This is a genomic window from Streptomyces sp. NPDC001904 (genome assembly GCF_040297005.1).
Lineage (GTDB): Bacteria > Actinomycetota > Actinomycetes > Streptomycetales > Streptomycetaceae > Streptomyces.
This window is the reverse complement of sequence record NZ_JBEOYI010000018.1, coordinates 12,515-30,806: the sequence shown is the minus strand read 5'-3', so window position 1 is coordinate 30,806 and position 18,292 is coordinate 12,515. Positions and strand designations below refer to the sequence as shown.

16 protein-coding genes are annotated in these 18,292 nt (G+C 71.7%); 10 read left to right on the top strand and 6 right to left on the bottom strand.

Going from position 1 to position 18,292, the window contains the following annotated elements; all coding sequences use genetic code 11:
* Positions 1-62: 62 nt before the first annotated feature.
* Positions 63-2,021: an acyl-CoA dehydrogenase family protein gene (locus ABT127_RS25685; protein ID WP_351454449.1), complete on the bottom strand. Its 1,959-nt coding sequence runs from the start codon at positions 2,019-2,021 to the stop codon at positions 63-65.
* Positions 2,022-2,131: 110 nt separating this feature from the next.
* On the opposite strand from ABT127_RS25685, the gene ABT127_RS25680 reads away from it, so the two are divergent.
* The 5 genes from ABT127_RS25680 (at position 2,132) to ABT127_RS25660 (ending at position 7,161) form a co-directional block, all read left to right on the top strand.
* Positions 2,132-2,389, top strand: a complete 258-nt coding sequence (locus ABT127_RS25680; protein WP_351454447.1) for a hypothetical protein — start codon at positions 2,132-2,134, stop codon at positions 2,387-2,389.
* On the top strand, positions 2,386-3,846 hold the full coding sequence (locus tag ABT127_RS25675; protein WP_351454444.1) for a helix-turn-helix domain-containing protein: 1,461 nt from the start codon (positions 2,386-2,388) through the stop codon (positions 3,844-3,846). Before ABT127_RS25680 ends, ABT127_RS25675 begins: the two co-directional genes overlap by 4 nt.
* A 135-nt stretch (positions 3,847-3,981) precedes the next feature.
* On the top strand, positions 3,982-5,463 hold the full coding sequence (locus ABT127_RS25670; RefSeq protein ID WP_351454441.1) for an MFS transporter: 1,482 nt from the start codon (positions 3,982-3,984) through the stop codon (positions 5,461-5,463).
* Complete coding sequence (locus tag ABT127_RS25665) at positions 5,460-6,020, top strand: TetR/AcrR family transcriptional regulator (protein ID WP_351454439.1); 561 nt, start codon at positions 5,460-5,462, stop codon at positions 6,018-6,020. Before ABT127_RS25670 ends, ABT127_RS25665 begins: the two co-directional genes overlap by 4 nt.
* 91 nt (positions 6,021-6,111) lie before the next feature.
* Entirely contained in the window at positions 6,112-7,161 is a 1,050-nt protein-coding gene (locus ABT127_RS25660) for an enoyl-CoA hydratase/isomerase family protein (RefSeq protein WP_502971780.1), read from the top strand.
* A gap of 22 nt (positions 7,162-7,183) precedes the next feature.
* Here ABT127_RS25660 and ABT127_RS25655 read toward each other — a convergent pair whose 3' ends face one another.
* Both ABT127_RS25655 and ABT127_RS25650 read right to left on the bottom strand, forming a co-directional pair.
* Positions 7,184-7,660: a nucleoside deaminase gene (locus ABT127_RS25655; protein ID WP_351454436.1), complete on the bottom strand. Its 477-nt coding sequence runs from the start codon at positions 7,658-7,660 to the stop codon at positions 7,184-7,186.
* A gap of 105 nt (positions 7,661-7,765) precedes the next feature.
* Complete coding sequence (locus ABT127_RS25650) at positions 7,766-8,551, bottom strand: SAM-dependent methyltransferase (protein ID WP_351454433.1); 786 nt, start codon at positions 8,549-8,551, stop codon at positions 7,766-7,768.
* Positions 8,552-8,740: 189 nt separating this feature from the next.
* Here ABT127_RS25650 and aac(6') point away from each other — a divergent pair, with 189 nt between their 5' ends.
* A complete protein-coding gene (gene aac(6') / locus ABT127_RS25645) occupies positions 8,741-9,214 on the top strand; it encodes an aminoglycoside 6'-N-acetyltransferase (protein ID WP_351454430.1) in 474 nt (157 codons plus the stop codon).
* Here the strand turns inward: aac(6') and ABT127_RS25640 are convergent.
* Positions 9,139-10,116: a DMT family transporter gene (locus tag ABT127_RS25640; RefSeq protein ID WP_351454428.1), complete on the bottom strand. Its 978-nt coding sequence runs from the start codon at positions 10,114-10,116 to the stop codon at positions 9,139-9,141. The two genes, aac(6') and ABT127_RS25640, sit on opposite strands and share 76 nt — an antisense overlap.
* A gap of 40 nt (positions 10,117-10,156) precedes the next feature.
* On the opposite strand from ABT127_RS25640, the gene ABT127_RS25635 reads away from it, so the two are divergent.
* The gene (locus tag ABT127_RS25635; RefSeq protein ID WP_351454426.1) at positions 10,157-10,675 is read left to right on the top strand and encodes a MarR family winged helix-turn-helix transcriptional regulator; all 519 of its coding nucleotides are present in this window, start codon (positions 10,157-10,159) and stop codon (positions 10,673-10,675) included.
* A 74-nt stretch (positions 10,676-10,749) separates the two neighbouring features.
* Here ABT127_RS25635 and yicI read toward each other — a convergent pair whose 3' ends face one another.
* Complete coding sequence (gene yicI / locus ABT127_RS25630) at positions 10,750-12,990, bottom strand: alpha-xylosidase (RefSeq protein WP_351454813.1); 2,241 nt, start codon at positions 12,988-12,990, stop codon at positions 10,750-10,752.
* A 76-nt stretch (positions 12,991-13,066) separates the two neighbouring features.
* Positions 13,067-14,527, bottom strand: coding sequence for a xylulokinase (gene xylB, locus ABT127_RS25625; protein ID WP_351454423.1), 1,461 nt, complete (start codon positions 14,525-14,527; stop codon positions 13,067-13,069).
* 272 nt (positions 14,528-14,799) lie between these two features.
* Between xylB and xylA the strand changes: the two genes are divergently transcribed.
* The 3 genes from xylA to ABT127_RS25610 all read left to right on the top strand — a co-directional run bounded on the left by xylA (position 14,800) and on the right by ABT127_RS25610 (position 18,292).
* The gene (xylA, locus tag ABT127_RS25620; protein ID WP_351454420.1) at positions 14,800-15,969 is read left to right on the top strand and encodes a xylose isomerase; all 1,170 of its coding nucleotides are present in this window, start codon (positions 14,800-14,802) and stop codon (positions 15,967-15,969) included.
* A gap of 131 nt (positions 15,970-16,100) precedes the next feature.
* The gene (locus tag ABT127_RS25615; RefSeq protein ID WP_351454418.1) at positions 16,101-17,327 is read left to right on the top strand and encodes an ABC transporter substrate-binding protein; all 1,227 of its coding nucleotides are present in this window, start codon (positions 16,101-16,103) and stop codon (positions 17,325-17,327) included.
* Between the two features lie 14 nt (positions 17,328-17,341).
* On the top strand, positions 17,342-18,292 hold the full coding sequence (locus ABT127_RS25610) for a carbohydrate ABC transporter permease (protein ID WP_351454415.1): 951 nt from the start codon (positions 17,342-17,344) through the stop codon (positions 18,290-18,292).

Sequence of the window (18,292 nt, the reverse complement as noted above, 5' to 3'; positions counted from 1 at the left end):
GCGGCCCGGTGTCACCTCAGCCACAGGAGGAAGAGGCGGAGCCGAGCGCTCCGCCGCCGGGATCAGGCCACCAGGTCGGGCGAGCGCAGCATCTCCTGCGGGATGCCCCAGGCGTCGACGAGGTCGACGGCGAGCGGCCTGACCTTGCGGCAGAGGCCGTTGATCTCACGACTGATCGCCTTGGAGCGCTGGACGGTGAGCCGGCCGTGCTCCATGAACCACGCGCGGTCGGCCTCGATCGTGGACAGCGCGAAGAGGTCGCACAGCAGCCCGAGCGCGACCTTGTTGTCGTCGTCGGGCAGAGTGCGCAGCCGCTCGACGAACGCCTCCAGGACCAGCCGCTCGACGTGGGCGCGCGCCACCGCGATGACGTGGTCCTGGACATGGGAGAAGACGGCGCCCGGCTCGCGCTCCTGCTCCATCCCGCGCTTGAGGCGGCGGGCCAGACCGGCGAGCATGTGCTCCTCACGGAAGCGGACCATGGCGAGCTGGTACTCCGAGTCGAGCAGACCGGCCTCCTGGTCCCACTCGTCACCGCCGGGCAGCAGGTCGCGGACGCGCTCCAGGAGCTTGTGCACCGAGGTCTTCTCGATGACCGTCTCGACGGCCTGGCCGGTGACGAACCGCACCATGCCGAGCTGGTCCATGTCCTCGAACTCGTGCGCGTAGTTGGTGAGGAGCCCCTTGGCCACGAGCTGGAGGAGCACGTGGTTGTCGCCCTCGAACGTGGTGAAGACGTCGCTGTCGGCCTTGAGGGCGGCGAACCGGTTGACGGCGAGATAGCCGGCGCCGCCGCACGCCTCGCGGCACTCCTGGATCGTGCGCGTGGCGTGCCAGGTGCCGAGCGCCTTCGTCCCGGCGGCCCGCGACTCCAGCTCGCGCCGCGCCTGCTCGTCGTCCGTCTCTCCCGAGAAGACCTCGTGGAGCTGGGTGCGGACCACGTCCTGGGCGAAGTGCAGGGCATAGGTGCGGGCGATCAGCGGGAGCAGACGACGCTGGTGCATCCCGTAGTCGAGGAGCAGCTGTTCCTCGGTGTCCGGGGCCGCGTCGAACTGACGGCGGCGCACGGCGTACTTCGTGGCGATCGCCAAAGCCACCTTCGCCGCGTTGATCGCGCCGCCGCCGACGCTGACCCGGCCCTGGACCAGCGTGCCGAGCATGGTGAAGAAACGGCGGCCCGGGTTCTCGATGGGGCTCTCGTAGACGCCCTCCGGGGTGACGTCGGCGAACCGGTTGAGCAGCGCCTCCCGCGGCACCCGCACGCCGTCGAAGCTGATCCGGCCGTTGTCGACGCCGTTGAGCCCCATCTTGCGGCCGTCGTCCTCGATGCGGACCCCGGGAGCCGGTGCGCCGTCGACCCGGACCGGCACGACGAAGGCGTGCACGCCCTCGGCCCGGCCGCCCACGTCGAGCTGCGCGAAGACGACGGCCAGTTCCGCGTGGCGGGCGGCGTTCCCGATGTAGTCCTTGCGGGCGGCCTCGCCCCGCGTGGTGATGACGAACTCCTGGCTCTCCGCGTCGTAGGTCGCCACCGTGCCGAGCGCCTGGACGTTCGAGCCGTGCCCGGTCTCGGTCATCGCGAAGCAGCCCAGCAGCTTGCCGGTGATCAGATCCGGCAGGAGGGCACGGTGGTGGCGCTCGGTACCGAGGTGCAGGATCGCGCCTCCGAACAGGCCGAACTGCACCCCCACCTTCACCAGCAGCGACAGATCTCCGAACGCGAGGGTCTCGAACGCGGCGATCGACGCGCCGATGTCACCGCCACCCCCGTACTCCTTCGGAAAGCCCATGCCCGTCTGCCCCGTCGCCGCCAGCGCGACGGCGAGCTCGCGCACCCGCTCCCGGAAGGCCTCGAAGTCGAGTTCCTCGGCCTCTTCGAGGACGGAGGCGTGCTTCACGAGGTTCGTCCGCACCAGCTCGCGGATCTCGGCGTACTCGCCGTCGAGCACCCGGGTGAGAGCCGGTACGTCGATGTCCGGCCGGGTGTAGCCGCCGGAGGGTGTGGAGGTGTCGGTGATCATGGACCCCTGGTACCCCGTACCGGCGGGACCCAAGCGGTCCGTTCCTCCCGGCTCGTGAAATCCGGCACCGTCATGAAATTGAATCCCGTCACGGAGAATGCCATGATCAAATGGTGACGAATGTGGATGCGGAACAGGAACTCGCCAGGGCGGTCGAGGCGTTGAGGGCCACGGAGGACCGTGTCGCCGCCGCGCTGCGCGCCTTCCTGGCCAGGGACCCGGTCACGGGCAGGCCGGTCCACGGACGGATCGGGCGCGCCGCACAGATCACCGGCTGGGGCGAGCAGCGGGTGAAGGAGATCGTCACCCCGGCGCTCGCCGAGCGGCGCCGGGCCAAGCGGGCGGGCGGAAAGGAGGGCGACGAGTGAAGGACTTCGACGCGATCGACTCGCTCCTCGCGTCCGTCACCCCCGAGGCGGACCTTCCCGAGCCGCGAGTACGGCGTGAACTGCGCGAACAGGCAAGCCTTTCGAAGGTGCAGGTGGCCCGCGCGCTCGGGGTGAGCGCGTCGACGGTGGCCGCCTGGGAGGCGGGACGCGACCCGGCGGGGGAGACGCGCACGCGGTACGCGTATCTGCTGGAGGGGCTGGCCACCAAGCTCACCTCGGCCGACGAGCCGACGGGTGCGGCGCCCGAGGAGCCAGGCCCGAGCGACGGGGAACCGCTTCCCCCGGCCGGGTCCGCCCCCGCGGACGACGACGTCGAGACACTGGCGGCGCCGGAACCCTGCGTGCTGTGCGGGGAGCCGGCCGGTCGGCGCGTCGCCGGTTTCCCCCAGCACCTCGACCCCGCCGACTGCGGGAGCCCCGCACCCGGGACACCGCTGAAGGCCGGCCCTCGTCCCCCGGCAGCCCGCGGCACCGGGCCGCACGCCCGGCGGGCGCCCCGCTCCGGAGACGAACCGGCCGCTCTGATCGGCGCCGCCGTCCGTGCGGCACTCGCCGACCACGGCGGCGATGTCGCGGCGGCGACGGAAGCGCTGGTGAAGAAGGCGATCCCGGACGCGATGGCGCTGCTGGACGCCACCCGCAAGGGCGGCCGCTACGACGTGATCGCACATCCCTGGATGCCGGACGTACTGAAGAAGCAGACCTCGCGCGGCGCCGACCAGGTGTGGGAGGCCCGACCCAAGTGGACCCGGCCCGAACTGCCGCCGGGCGAGCACGAGGTGACCGCCCTCGACATCAACGGCGCGTACCTCTCCGCCCTGAAGACCCATCTTCCGCTGGGGCAGCTGGAGCACTCCACCGGCTTCGGCCACGACCGTCGCCGTGCCGGCATCCACCTGATCACGCCGCCGCACTGGGGCCACGACGACGTGCTGCCGAACCCGATCGGGCAGCGCGACGAGCCCGGCCCGCTGTGGGTCACCGAGCCGACCCTGCGGCTGCTCCAGAGGCTCTCTGGGCCGAAGTACGGGCTGTGCGAACCGCCCGAGATCCACGAGTCGTTCACCTCCGGAGCCACGGAAGGTCTCCTGGAGAAGTTCCGCATCGCGCTGAAGGACGCCCGGGACACGGCCATCGCCGAGGGCGACGAGGTGACCCTGGAGTACGTGAAGGCGATGTACTCCAAGTTCGTCTCCACGATGGGGGAGTCGAACTACAACCGGGAGCTGTACCGCCCGGACTGGATGCACCTCATCCGCTCGCAGGCCTTCGCCAACCTGTGGATGAAGGCCCTCAAGGCCCACGACGAGGGCCTCACCGTCGTCCGCGCGATGGGCACCGACGAACTCCATGTCATCGGCGACTGGCGCACGGTCTTCCCCGAGGGCCGCGGCGTCACCGAGGTCAAGGTCAAGGACGTCTACGACGCCGGATAGCCGCGCCGCGCGGGCACTGAGGCAGGGATCACGGCGGTGACCGGCGAGGGCGGCGCCGCCGCCATGTCATCATGCAATGACATCGATTGATGACAAGAATGGGAAGCCTCCTTGCAGCCCTCCATACCGGCGTCCGTGTCCACCCCCGACACGGCGGCACCCGCGCTCCGCCACCCGCGGGCCCTGGTGCCCGTCCTCGTCTCCCTCGGCATGCTCGTGGCCGTCGTCAGCAGCCTCGGCGCCCCGCTGATCCCGACCATCGCCGCCGAGGACCACGTGTCCGTGTCCACCGCGCAGTGGGCGCTCACGGTGACGATGCTCGTCGGCGCCGTGGCGACGCCGGTGATGGGACGCCTCGGCGACGGCCCGCACCGCAAGCGGGTCATCCTCGGCGGGCTCGGCTTCGTCCTCGTCGGCAGCGTCCTCGCCGCCCTTCCCGCCGGGTTCGCCTGCCTGCTGGTGGGCCGGGCCCTGCAGGGCGTGGGCATGGGACTGGTCCCGCTCGCCATCGCCACCGCCCGGGACGCGCTGCCCGACACCCGGGCCCGCTCCGCGGTGGCGACCCTCTCCCTGACCACCGCCGCGGGGATCGGACTCGGCTATCCGATCACCGGCATGTTCGCCGAGTACCTGGGCATGTACGCGGGCTTCTGGTTCGCGGCCGCCACCGCCGCCGCGGCCCTGACCGCCGCGCTGATCGTCGTGCCCCGCGCCCCGCACCGCCCCAGCGTCCCGATGGACGTCCCCGGCGCGCTGCTGCTCACCGGCGGCATGGCGGCCCTGCTGCTGACGCTCGCCGAAGGGGAACGCTGGGGCTGGACCTCGGCGGGGCTGCTCGCGCTGGCCGGCGCGGCCGTCGTCCTGCTGGGCGGCTGGATCGCCCACTCGCTGCGCAGCACCCACCCCCTGGTGCGGGTCCGCCTCGTGAAGGACCGCGGCGTGCTCGTCGCCAACCTGACCACGATGGTCGGCGGAGTCGGCACGTACCTCCTCATCGCCCTGGTCACCCGCTACGTGCAGACCCCGACCTCCGCGGGATACGGCTTCTCCGCCTCCATCGTCGTCACCGGGCTGCTCCTCGTGCCGTTCTCGGCCGCGAGCCTCCTCACTGGGCGTCTGGTCCGGATGCTCGGCAGCGCGGCCACCCCCGGCCGGATGCTCCCGCTCGGCTGCCTGCTCTCGCTCGGCTCCCTCGTCTGCTTCCTCCTCGCCCGCTCCAGCCTGTGGGGCATCGGCACCATGATGGCGCTGGCCGGACTCGGCGTCGGCGTCACCTTCGCGGTCACCCCCGGCCTGATCGTCGCCGGAGTGCCCGCGAGCGAAACGGGCAGCGCGATGAGTTTCAATCAGGTCGTGAAGTACATCGGATACTCGACCGGCAGCGCCCTGAGCGCCGTCATCCTGCAAGCGGCCACCGCACCCGGCGCGAGCCTGCCGGCCAACGACGGCTACCGCACCGCGGGCCTCGTCGGCTGCGCCGCCTTCGCGATCACCGGCGTCATCGCCGTCGCCCTCACCCGCGGTGGCCCCCGGCCGCGCCCGTCCGTCGTCGCCGCGGTCCAGGCGGCACCCGCCGTGGCGGCCGACCCGGCGCCGTCCGCGCAGGCCCGCCCATGAGCACGCCGCGCAACTCCGCCCGCAGCCGGGAGGCCCTGCTGACGGCGGCCACCGCGCTCTTCTCCGAGCGGGGCTACGACCGGACCACCATCCGCGAGATCGGCGAACGGGCAGGCGTCGACCCGTCCCTGATCGCCCGCTACTTCGGCAGCAAGCCGCTGCTGTACGTGGAGGTGCTCCGGGCCGAGCACGGCGACGACCGCCCGGACGACCTGCTCACCGAACCCCGCCTGCGCGAGGTGGCCCGGCGGGCGCAGCGGCGCGGCCCGGTGCCGCTGCTGCGGGTCGCCGTCGAACCGCTGAGCGACGCCGCGGCACAGGAGGCCACCCGGGCGGCCCTGCACGACCGCCTGGTGGAGCCGCTGCGGGACCGCTTCACCCGCGAGGGCCGCGACCGCCCGGGACTGCGCGCCGACATCCTGGTCGCGGCGGTCTCCGGGGTGCTGCTGGCCCGGCACTCCGGCGCCTTCGACGAACTGGCCGACGCCGGGGTGGACGAGGTCGTCGACGTCCTGCTGGAGACCTTCGACGCCGGCGGGCCGCCCGGCACCGGGTGACCTCGCGCCGACGCGAGCAGGGGACGCCCGGCCGCCGCCCGACGCGGGGGTGATACAGATGGGCCAGCCGTGATCTTCACCGGAAGGACTCGTGTTGACCCCCGACGCCGCCCCCGTGCTCACCGTCGTCGACGGACACGCCGCCCGCATCACCCTCAACCGGCCGAAGGCGCTGAACGCCCTGACCCCCGCCATGATCGACGGCGTGGCCGCGGCGCTCGACGCCTGGGAGCACGACCCCGCCGTCCGGACCGTCGTGCTCGACGGGGCGGGGGAGCGCGGGCTGTGCGCCGGCGCCGACATCCGCCTCTTCCACGCCGACGCCCGCAGCGGCGACCACACCGCGTCCGAGGCGTTCCTGCGTGCCGAGTACCGCCTCGACTCCCGTATCGCGCACTACCCGAAGCCCTACGTCGCCCTCATGGACGGCATCGTCATGGGCGGCGGCGTCGGCCTGTCCGCGCACGGCGCCGTCCGCGTCGTCACCGAACGGTCGAGGGTCGCGATGCCCGAGGTCTCCATCGGCCTGGTCCCCGATGTCGGCGGCACGTTCCTGCTGTCCCGCGCGCCGGGTGGTCTCGGCACCCATCTCGCCCTGACCGGTCTGCCGGCCGGGGGCGCCGACGCGGTGCTGTGCGGACTCGCCGATCACTTCGTCCCGTGGGCCTCGCTGCCGGAGCTGCTCGCCGACCTCGCCCGGGAACCGGCGCTCGACGCGGTCGCCCGGCATGCCCGTCCGGCCCCCGAGGGCGCGCTCGCCGCGGAACGGCCGTGGATCGACGCCTGCTACGGCGCCGACACGGTCGAGGAGATCGTCGACCGGCTCTTCTCGTGCGGCGAACCCGCGGCCAAGGAAGCCGCCGAGACGCTGCTGGCCAAGTCCCCTTCGGCCGTCAAGGCGACGCTGGCGTCGCTGCGCCGCGCGGCCCGCCTCGACTCGCTGGAAGCCGCCCTCGACCAGGAGTTCCGGGCGTCCTGCGCGGCCCTCGGCACGCACGACCTGCCGGAGGGCATCCGCGCCCAGATCATCGACAAGGACCGCGACCCGCACTGGCGCCCCGCGACCCTCGCCGAGGTCACGTGCGACCAGGTGGAACGCTACTTCGCGCCCTTGGGAGAGCGGGAACTCGGCCTGGCCTGAGCCGTCCGCGCCGTGCCGGGGTTCAGCCCCGGTCGGCGAGGCGGCGGTGCAGGGCCTTCACGTCGGGCACCAGCGCGTCGACCGGCCCCTCGACCTTCACCGACGGGGCGATCTCCTGCACGGACAGCGCGCGGACGGGAGGCAGCGGACGCCCCCACTCCGTGAGCCACTCGGTCAGCTGGGCCGACGAGGCGACGTACACGATCCGGCCGAGACCGACCCAGGCGTGCGCCGCCGAACACATCGGGCAGTGCTCGCCCGAGGTGTAGACGGTGGCGTCCTGCCGTTCCCGCGGGGTGAGGTTCCCGGCCGCCCAGCGGGCCAGCTCGAACTCCGGATGCCGGGTGGAGTCCCCGTCGGCGATCCGGTTGCGGTCCTCCGCGCGGACCGTGCCCGCGCCGTCGACCAGCACCGACCCGAAGGGCTCGTCACCGGCCTCCAGCGCCTCGGCGGCCAGTTCCACACAGCGGCGCAGGTGGGTCAGTTCACGCTCGTCCATCGCAGCCTCTTTCTGCCGGTACCAGGGGAGGGGATGCCGCCCATGCTGGCACGGGCCGGGGCCGCGGACACGGCGCCCCGGCCGGCCGGGACGCCGTGCGAGGAGTCAGGAGACGCGGGCCACGCCGACGTAGAAGCCGCTCAGCTCCGGGGTGGGCGCGGGCGTGTCCTTGTACCAGTACGTGGCCGTGACCAGCCCGGGGTCCACCATCTCCAGACCCTCGAAGAACGGCTCCACCTCGGCCTTCGTCCGCATCCGCAGCGGAATCTCGCCCTTCTTGTACGTGGACTGCACCGACTTGACGAGGTGCGGGTGCTCATCGGTGGTGCCGTGGGACAGGACGAGGTAGCTGCCCGGCGGCAGCGCGTCGACGAGGGTCCGCGCGAGGCCGTAGGGATCCTCCTCGTCGGTGATGAAGTGCATCAACGCGATCATCGACAGCGCGATGGGGCGGCTGAAGTCCAGGAACGTCCGTGCGTGGTCGAGGATCGCCTCGGGCCGGCGGACGTCCGCCTCGATGTAGTCCGTCGCCCCCTCCGGACTGCTGACCAGCAGCGCCTCCGCGTGCCGCAGCACGATCGGGTCGTTGTCGACGTAGGCGACGCGGGCCGACGGCACGATGCCCTGCACGATCTGGTGCAGATTGGGCTTGGTCGGGATGCCCGTGCCGATGTCGAGGTACTGGTCGACGCCGGATCCGGCCAGCCAGGCGGCGGCCCGGTGCATGAAGGCGCGGTTCCGCATGGCGTTCTCCCGCGCCTGCGGCGGCAGCTTCTGCGCCACTTCCTGGTCGACGGGGTAGTTGTCCTTCCCGCCCAGCAGCCAGTCGTAGACGCGGGCCGGATGGGGTCTGCTCGTGTCGATACGGCTCGGGGAGGAATGTGCCGTCATGCCTGGCTCCAGCGTGGATCGGATCGCGGACCGGTTCACCGGAAACCGTGCGGCTCCGGTGAGGCCGTTGAGGTCCCCGTGATTATGGCACTGGCCACAGGGTGACGCAGAGGCATCGGCGGTGGTGACCGGGCTCATCTGGCGTGCGGCGGGCCCCGGTTGGTCCGGGTTGCGAGGGAGAATGGGTCCATGGAGTTGCGTGGGAACAAGGTCGTGCTGCGCCCGGTCGCCGACGGCGACCCGGAGATCCTGGACAGGATCGTCCGGGAACCGGAGGTCGCCGCGTGGTGGTCGCCGCCGGACGACTACGAGGATGCGCTGGCGGTCGTGCACCAGGGGAAGGTCATCGGCCTCGTCCAGTACGCCGAGGAGAGCGACCCCGAGTTCCGTCGGGCGGGCATCGACATCTTCCTGACGGCGAAGCGCCACGGGGAGGGGCTCGGCGCCGACACGGTGCGCACGCTGGCCCGGTGGCTGGTGGAGGAGAAGGGCCATCACCGGCTGACCATCGACCCCGCCGCGGCCAACGCCACGGCGATCCGCTGCTACGGCAGGGTCGGCTTCAAGCCCGTCGGCGTCATGCGGGCCTACTGGCGCAACCACCGGACGGGCGTCTGGGAGGACGGACTCCTGATGGACCTGCTCGCGGACGAGCTGACCTGAGACGCGGCCGGTTCGCGCGAGGGTTCCGCCACGGGATCGGGGTGCTCCCCGCGAGGCGCGCGTGCGGGCCTGCCGAGGATCACGCCCGTCAGAACCAGTGCGAGGCCCAGCAGTTGACGACCCGTCAGTTCCTCCCCGGCGATCAGGACGCCGCAGAGCACGCCCGTGACGGGATTGAGCAGCCCGATCAGTCCCACGGTCCCCGCGGGCAGCCGGCGCAGGCCGGCGAACCAGGCGGTGAACGCGAGCGCCGTGGCCACCAGGGACACGAAGGCGAAGGCGAGGAGCGCGGAGGGGGAGAGCGCGGGCGGCGCGCCCTCCGCGACAGCGGCGCAGGGCAGCAGGAACAGGCCGCCGGCCACGAGCTGCCAGGAGGTCGTGGCGATCATGTCGGTGCCGACGCTCCAGCGCTTCGTCAGCAGATGTCCGAAGGAGGACACGAGCACGGCCGCCGCCGAGGCGAGCATGCCCGGCACGCTCGCCGCCACCGCCCCGGTGAGCAGCATCAGGCACACGCCGCCGAGCCCGATCACGGCGCCGGTCAGATGCGCGCCCCGCGGCCGCTCGGCCAGCAGGGGCCAGGCGAGGAACATCATGGTCAGGGGAGAGGCGGCCATGACGGTCGAGGCGACGCTCGCGGGCAGCAGTTGGGACGCGGCGTAGACGAGGGTGAAGAACACGCTCACGTTGATCAGGCCGAGGACGGCGGAGCGCCACCACCACACGCCGCGGGGCCTCGTCCTGCACAGGGCGAGGAGGACGAGACCCGCGGGCAGCGCGCGCAGGGCGGCGCCGTACAGCGGGCTGTCCGCCGGCAGGCAGGCGCGCGTCACGTAGTAGTTGGCTCCCCAGGCCACCGGAGCGACAGCGGTGAGTGCCACCCAGCGCATATTGGCTTCCATGGAAGGCAATATAGCTTCCTGGGAAGCTAATATGGGAGGCATGGACGACCAGCAGCCGAAGGACCGTGTAGCCCGCATCCAGGACGAGTGGCGGCGCGAGCGCCCCGAGCTCGACGTCACGCCCCAAGGGGTGATCGGCCGCCTGCACCGTCTGGCGGACCGGCTCGGTGAGGAACTGCGTCTCGTGTACGGCCGGTACGGCCTGAGCGAGGGCGAGTTCGACGTCCTGTGCGCCCTGCGGCGGGCCGGCGAGCCGTACGAGCGGGCGCCCGGTGAACTGGCCGCCCACACCATGGTCACCACCGGCGCGATGACGAAGCGGATCGATCGTCTGGAGAAGGCCGGACTGGTCACGCGGAGGCGTTCGGACGACGATCAGCGCGGCCGGATCGTCGCCCTCACCGGCCCGGGGCAGGACCTCATCGACCGGGCCTTCACCGAGCACATGCACAACGAGCGGAGGCTGGTGGATCTCCTGCCCGCCGACGACGCGGCCTCCCTCGAAACGCTGCTGACGACATGGCTCTCCCACCTGGAGCCGCCGCGCACCCGCCCGTAGGAACGCGAGCGCCGCCCGGAGCACACACGTGCTCCGGGCGGCGCTCGGACGAACCGCTGCTCCTGCTCCGACGGCTACTGCGCGGAGCGCACCACCTTCGGCACGTCCCGGCCCTGCGGCGCGGTCACGTCGACCGCTCCCGTCGCGTCCCGCACGACCTCGTACATCGCCGCATCCTGGCCGTGGTGGTCGGGGACCGACACGGTCACCGTGCCGTTCTCCGCGCCACCGGGCGCGACGAGCAGGGACAGGTCCGTCAGCCAGTCGCCGTCGGGACGGCTCGTGTCCGCGCCGAGCGGCAGCACCGCGCCGGGCCGCACGTACAGCGGAAGGCTGTCGAAGCCGTGCCGCTCGCGGCGCCAGGCCGGGCCCTGCACCTGCTCACCGGTGAGCAGGTGCGTCCAGGTGCCTTCGGGGAGGTAGTACTCGACATCGCCGTCGGCCGAGAAGACCGGCGCGACCAGCAGGTCGGGGCCGAGCATGTACTGCCGGTCCAGGACGCGGGCGGTCGGGTCGCCGGGGAAGTCGAGCAGCATCGGGCGCATCAGCGGGACGCCCGTGCGGTGGGCCTCGACGGCCGCTCCGTACAGGTACGGCATCAGGCGGTGCTTCAGCTTGGTGAACTGCCGGGCCACGTCGACCGCTTCGTCGCCGAACTCCCACGGCACGCGGTACGAGGACGAGCCGTGCAGCCGGCTGTGCGAGGAGAGCAGCCCGAACTGCAGCCAGCGCTTGAAGACCGCCGGGTCGGGGGTGCCCTCGAAGCCGCCGATGTCGTGCGACCAGAAGCCGAAGCCGGACAGGGACAGCGACAGACCGCCGCGCAGCGATTCGGCCATCGCGCCGAACGACGACCAGCAGTCGCCGCCCCAGTGCACCGGGAACTGCTGCCCGCCCGCCGCCGCGGACCGCGCGAACAGCACGGCCTCGCCGCTGCCGCGCTCCTTCTCCAGGAGTTCGAAGACGACCTTGTTGTACAGGTGCGTGTAGTAGTTGTGCATGCGCTCCGGGTCGGAGCCGTCGTGCCAGACCACGTCCGTCGGGATGCGCTCGCCGAAGTCCGTCTTGAAGCAGTCCACGCCCTGGTCCAGGAGCACCTTCAGCTTCGCCTGGAACCAGGCGCACGCGTCGGGGTTGGTGAAGTCCACCAGGCCCATGCCGGCCTGCCACAGGTCCCACTGCCAGACGTCCCCGCCGGCGGTCCGCACCAGGTACCCCAGCTCCGCCGCCTCGTCGAACAGCGCGGACTTCTGGGCGATGTACGGGTTGATCCACACCGAGATCCTCAGGCCCCGCTCCTTGAGCCGGGCGAGCATGCCGACCGGGTCCGGGAAGACGTCCGGGTCCCAGGCGAAGTCCGACCACTGGTACTCGCGCATCCAGAAGCAGTCGAAGTGGAAGACGGACAGCGGGATGTCGCGCTCGGCCATGCCGTCGACGAACTTCGTCACCGTCGCCTCGTCGTACTGCGTGGTGAACGAGGTGGTCAGCCACAGGCCGAACGACCAGGCCGGCGGGAGGGCCGGGCGGCCGGTCAGCGCGGTGTAGCGGCGCAGCACGTCCTTGGGCTCGGGGCCCGCGACGACGTAGTAGGTCAGCGTCTGGTCCTCGACGCTGAACTGCATCTGCCCGACGGACTCCGAGCCGATCTCGTAGCCGACCTTCCCCGGGTGGTCGACGAAGACGCCGTACGCGCCGGTGGGGGAGACGTGCAGGCTGAACGGGATGTTCTTGTACGCCTGCTCGCTGCTCGTACCGCCGTCGGCCTGCCACATGTCGACGACCTGGCCGTTCTTCACGAACGGGGTGAAGCGCTCGCCGAGCCCGTAGACCTGCTCGCCGACTCCGAGGGACAGCTGCCCGGCCATGTGGTGGGCGCCGTCGCCCGTGGTGAGGAAGGCGGTGCCCTTGCGGCCCACCGAGGCGACCTCGCGGCCCTCGGGATCGCGGAACGACAGGGTCCACGGCGCGCCCGCGTCCAGGCGGACGCCGAGGGCGCCGCTGCTCAGTTCGACGACGTCGCCGTCGCGGCGCACCCGGCCGACGCCGGTGTCCGCGCCGGGCAGGGCGAAGTCGGGTCCGCGGTGCCTGCGGCCCGCCAGGTGCGTGACGCGTACGCCGATGACGCCCTCGGCGGGGGAGAAGCAGTCGACGGTCAGGAGCGGGGCGTTGAGGGTGTCACCGCGCCGCTCGACCCGCTTGACCGCGGCGAACGCGGTGAAGCGGTCGTCGGCGGCGTGGACGTCGCGTACCTCGGTGGCGTACGAGGCCTCGACCCCGTCGCGCATCAGCCAGAAGCCGTCGGTGAACTTCATCATCTTCCTTGGGGTGCGGGGTGGTGCGGGATGGTGCGCGGTCGGGAGTTCCGAGGGGGCGACGCGGCCCCGGCGGTCAGGTCAGCAGGGCCGGTGTCGCCTCGTCCAGCACCTGGGTCAGCCGGTTCCAGGTCACCCGGTCGCGGGGCACCGCCGGGAGCGGTGTGCCGCGACCGGTGTCCCAGGCGGTGGCGACGGCGACCGGGTCGAGGCCGGTGGCGGCGGCGCGGGCGAGCGCGGCGGCACCGAGCGCGACGAGTTCGCCGGACTCGGGCAGCAGAACGGGCCGTCCGGACAGCCGGCGCACCGTCTCCACCCAGGTGCGGCCACGGGCGCCGCCGCCGATCAGACGCAGCGGGCGCGCGGCGACCTCGGGGTCGTCCGGATCGAGACCGCAGGCCGTCAGCAGCGCGTCCAGGGCGCGGAGCACGGTGAACACGGCGCCCTCGTAGGCGGCGCCGAGCAGCTGCCGTCCGCTGGTGGCGTGCCGCAGGCCGGTCAGCAGGCCCGTGGCGTGCGGCAGGTCCGGGGTGCGCTCGCCGTCGAGGTACGGCAGGAGCACGGCGCCGCCGCCGGGCTCGGCGTCCTCGCGGTCCAGGCCCAGCAGGGCGGCGACCTTGTCGACGGCGAGCGTGCAGTTGAGGGTGCAGGCCAGCGGCAGGTACGTACCGTCGGTCGCGGCGAATCCGGCGAGATCCCGGGAGGCCGGGCGGGTGCGGGTGGCGGTGAAGACGGTGCCCGAGGTGCCGAGGCTGACGACCGGGTGGTCCAGGAGGCCCGCGCCGCCGAGGCCGAGCCCGACCGCGGCCGCCATGTTGTCGCCGGTGCCCGCGGCCACCGCGATGCCCTCGGGCAGGCCCAGCGCCGCCGCGGCCCGCGCGGTCAGCGATCCGGCACGTGTGCCGCCCGTCGCGGCGACCGCGGGCAGCAGCTCGGGCCGCAGACCGAGGAGGTCGAGGACCTCGGGATCGTAGGCACCGGTCGCCGTGGAGTACCAGCCGGTCCCGGAGGCGTCCCCGGGGTCGGTGACCGCCTGCCCGCACAGCCGCTCGGTCAGGAAGTCGTGCGGCAGCCGGACGGCGGCGACCGCGCGAGCGGGCTCGTGCTCGCGCAGCCAGCGCCACTTCGTCGCGGTGAGCGAGGCGACCGGTACGGAACCGGTGCGCGCGAGCCAGGCGTCCGGGCCGCCGAACTCCTCGGTCAGCGCGGCGGCCTGCGGGGCGGAGCGGGTGTCGTTCCACAGTGCGGCCGGGCGCAGCGGCCTGCCGTCCGCGTCGAGCACGACGAGGCCGTGCTGCTGGCCCGCGACGGCGATCGCGGTGACGGCCCCGGGTGCGATGTCCGCCTCCTTCAGCCCGTTCGCGACCGCGTCGCGCAGCGCCCACCACCACACGTCCGGCTCGGTCTCGCGGGCGCCGTGCTCGCCGGTGACGACGTGCGGAGCACGGCCGACGGCGAGGATCCGGCCGGTGGCGGCGTCGGTGACGGCTGCCTTGGTGGACTGCGTGGAGCTGTCCACGCCGATCACGACGGCCATGAAGCCCCCTCACCCCCTCAACGTGTTGGTGATCTTGCCTGCGCCGTGAAGCCGGGCTCGGTCCAAAGCGCCTGTATGACGCATTTGATCGTACAGAAAACAAAAGAACAAGGGGTCGCGGGGTGTGATGTCGCGCAAGCGCTTCGATTCCTCGCAACAGCAGGTCGTTGCCGATCCGTGAAGTGTGAGTTTCGCCGTCGGGTCTGGCGCCGAGCGGCCGAATGACGTATTAGTCATGTCAGAAAACAAACGATCGACCCAAGGACGGCGCCATGTCCGGCGGATTCACTCCCACCCCTGAAGACAAGTTCACGTTCGGTCTGTGGACCGTGGGCTGGCGGGGCAACGACCCGTTCGGCGACGCCACCCGGCCCGCGCTCGACCCGGTCGAGTCGGTGCGGCGTCTGTCCGAACTCGGCGCCCACGGCGTCACGTTCCACGACGACGACCTCATCCCCTTCGGCTCGACGGACGCCGAGCGCGAGGCGATCGTCAAGCGGTTCAAGCAGGCGCTCGACGCCACCGGCATGGCCGTCCCGATGGCCACCACCAACCTCTTCACCCACCCGGTCTTCAAGGACGGCGGCTTCACCGCCAACGACCGTGACGTGCGCCGGTACGCGCTGCGCAAGACGATCCGCAACATCGACCTCGCGGCCGAACTGGGCGCGGAAACGTATGTCGCGTGGGGTGGCCGCGAGGGCGCCGAGTCCGGTGGCGCCAAGGACGTCCGGGACGCCCTCGACCGCATGAAGGAGGCCTTCGACCTCCTGGGCGACTACGTCACCGAGCAGGGCTACGACCTGAAGTTCGCCATCGAGCCCAAGCCCAACGAGCCGCGCGGCGACATCCTCCTGCCCACCATCGGTCACGCCCTCGCCTTCATCGAGCGCCTGGAGCGCCCCGAACTCGTCGGCGTGAACCCCGAGGTCGGCCACGAGCAGATGGCGGGCCTCAACTTCCCGCACGGCATCGCGCAGGCGCTGTGGGCGGGCAAGCTCTTCCACATCGACCTCAACGGCCAGACCGGCATCAAGTACGACCAGGACTTCCGCTTCGGCGCCGGCGACGTGCGCCAGGCGTTCTGGCTCGTCGACCTGCTGGAGAACTCCGACTACGCGGGCCCGCGCCACTTCGACTTCAAGCCGGTGCGCACCGACGGCTTCGACGGGGTGTGGGAGTCCGCCAGGAACTGCATGCGCAACTACCTGATCCTCAAGGAGCGCGCCGCGGCCTTCCGCGCCGACCCCGAGGTGCAGAAGGCGCTCCTCGACTCCCGCCTCGACGAGCTGGCGCAGCCCACCGCCGCCGACGGCCTCGCCGCCCTCCTCGCCGACAAGAGCGCGTACGAGGAGTTCGACGTGGAGGCCGCGGCCACCCGCTCGATGGCCTTCGAGCGACTCGACCAGCTCGCGATGGACCACCTGCTCGGCGCCCGCTGAGCACTCCGGGCGCCTCGCCCCTCCTTCCGCGTACGGCCGGGCCGGACCCGTACGCCTCACGCAGTGACACCCCGGCGGAACACGGGCGTTCCGCCGGGCCGGCCATCCCTCCCCAGGCAAGGGCAATGACCGTGACAGCAGCACGCCGGCGGGCCGTTATCCCGCTCACCGTTGTCTCCGTCCTCGTCGCCTCCGCGGCCCTCTCGGGCTGCGGAAGCCAGCGCGACGACGACGTCTACACCGTCCTCAACTCCTCGACCGACGACTCGTACCACGGCTGGGACGCCGCCACCCTGAAGCGGTGCAGCGCCCGGCTGGGGATCACCATCGAGCAGCAGAGCGTCCCGGCCTCACAGGTCATGACGAAATCGCTGCGGATGGCGTCGTCGAAGTCGCTCCCGGACGTCATCCAGTTCGACGCCTCCGAGATGCCGACGTTCGCCGAGGCGGGAGGCCTGGTCGACCTGACGTCGCTCGGCCTGTCCACGCAGGACATCCCGAAGGGCATCGTCGACTTCGGCTCCTACAAGGGCACGTACTACGGCGCCGCGCGCACGGTGAACACCCTCGCCCTCTTCTACAACAAGGACGTCCTGAAGAAGGCCGGTCTGAAGGTCCCCACCACCTGGGCCGAGATGAAGGAGACCGCGAAGAAGCTCACGCAGGGCAAGCAGTACGGCATCGCCCTGAGCGCGGGCGGCGCCGAGGACGGCGTCTTCCAGTTCACGCCGTTCATGTGGTCCAACGGCGGCGACGAGACCGACCTCGACAGCAAGCAGGTCGCCGACGCCCTCGACTACTGGAAGGGCCTGCTCAAGGACGGCTCGCTGTCCAAGTCCACGGTCAACTGGACGCAGGCCGACGTCAACGACCAGTTCATGGCCGGCAACGCCGCGATGATGATCAACGGTCCCTGGCAGGTCGAGACCCTCAACACCAAGAAGTCCCTGCACTGGGGCATCGCGCAGATCCCGGTGCCCCAGGAGGGCGACGACTCCGTCGGCCCGCTCGGCGGCGCCGTCCTCACCGTCCCCAAGACCGGTGACACGGAGCGCGAGAAGACCGCCGCGAAGATCATCGGGTGCATGTCCTCCGAGAAGGAGCAGATCACCTACGCGCGCAACAGCTGGATGGTGCCCGCGAACGAGAAGGCGGCCGCCGTCTGGCGCAAGGAAGTGCCCGAACTCGACGCGCTCGCCGACCAGGTGGCCACCGCCCGCTCGCGCACCGCGAAGGTCGGAGCGGGCTGGTCGTCCGTGTCGCTGGCCCTGCAGAGCGCCTTCCAGTCCGCGCTCACCGGTCAGAACAGCGCGGACGCGCTGAAGAAGGCGCAGGCGCGCGCCACGAGCGGGAACTGAGGGGTTTCACGAACATGTCGACCACCACGGCCTCCGCCGCCCCCGCCACCCGGCCGGCCCCCGCCGCTCCGGTGAAGAAGCGCGACACGCGGCGCCGCCGCAGGCTCTCCCAGTGGGGCTTCATCGCCCCCGCCGTCGTCTTCATGCTGCTGTTCTTCGGCTACCCGCTCGTCCGCAACGTCGTGATGAGCTTCCAGGACTTCTCGCCGTCCACGTTCTTCGACGGCAAGTCGCCCTTCAACGGCACCGACAACTGGAGCAAGGTCTTCCACGACGACCTCTTCGGCAAGGCGCTGTGGCACACCATCGTCTTCACGATCGGCTCGCTGATCGGTCAGTTCGGCATCGGCCTCGCACTCGCCGTCTTCTTCACGAAGCGGTTCCCCCTCAACGGGTTCCTGCGCTCGCTGATCCTCCTGCCCTGGCTCGTCCCCATGGTCGTCTCCGGCATCGTCTGGCGCCGCATCCTCGACCAGGACACGGGCGTCCTCAACTCCTTCCTCGACACCCTCGGCCTCGGCGGCCACACCCCGTGGCTGACCAGCCCCGGCATGGCCCTGTTCTCCGTGATCATGGTGAACATATGGATCGGCATCCCGTTCAACATGGTGATCCTCTACGGCGGACTCCAGGAGATCCCCAAGGAGCTGTACGAGGCCGCGTCCCTGGACGGCGCCTCCGCCTGGCGCACCTTCCGCTCCATCACGCTGCCGCTGCTGAAGCCCGTGATCACGGTGGTCCTCGTGCTCGGCTTCATGTCGACGGTGAAGATCCTCGACCTGATCCTGGCCCTGACCGACGGCGGCCCGGCCGACTCCACGCAGACGCTCGGCACGCTCACCTACCAGAACTCCTTCGTCCAGCTCGACTTCGGCGCGGGCGCCGTCGTCGGCAACGTCCTGATCCTGATCTCCGCCGTCTTCGCGGTGTTCTACCTGCGGGCCAACCGCTCCGAGGGGAAGTGA

Bases quoted from the DNA above. Each gene is read 5' to 3' on its own strand.
- ABT127_RS25685 (WP_351454449.1), bottom strand. From the start codon at position 2,021: ATGATCACCGACACCTCCACACCCTCCGGCGGCTACACCCGGCCGGAC.
- ABT127_RS25680 (WP_351454447.1), top strand. From the start codon at position 2,132: ATGGTGACGAATGTGGATGCGGAACAGGAACTCGCCAGGGCGGTCGAG.
- ABT127_RS25665 (WP_351454439.1), top strand. From the start codon at position 5,460: ATGAGCACGCCGCGCAACTCCGCCCGCAGCCGGGAGGCCCTGCTGACG.
- ABT127_RS25655 (WP_351454436.1), bottom strand. From the start codon at position 7,660: ATGGACGAGCGTGAACTGACCCACCTGCGCCGCTGTGTGGAACTGGCC.
- ABT127_RS25650 (WP_351454433.1), bottom strand. From the start codon at position 8,551: ATGACGGCACATTCCTCCCCGAGCCGTATCGACACGAGCAGACCCCAT.
- ABT127_RS25640 (WP_351454428.1), bottom strand. From the start codon at position 10,116: ATGGAAGCCAATATGCGCTGGGTGGCACTCACCGCTGTCGCTCCGGTG.
- ABT127_RS25635 (WP_351454426.1), top strand. From the start codon at position 10,157: ATGGACGACCAGCAGCCGAAGGACCGTGTAGCCCGCATCCAGGACGAG.
- yicI (WP_351454813.1), bottom strand. From the start codon at position 12,990: ATGAAGTTCACCGACGGCTTCTGGCTGATGCGCGACGGGGTCGAGGCC.
- xylB (WP_351454423.1), bottom strand. From the start codon at position 14,527: ATGGCCGTCGTGATCGGCGTGGACAGCTCCACGCAGTCCACCAAGGCA.
- xylA (WP_351454420.1), top strand. From the start codon at position 14,800: ATGTCCGGCGGATTCACTCCCACCCCTGAAGACAAGTTCACGTTCGGT.
- ABT127_RS25610 (WP_351454415.1), top strand. From the start codon at position 17,342: ATGTCGACCACCACGGCCTCCGCCGCCCCCGCCACCCGGCCGGCCCCC.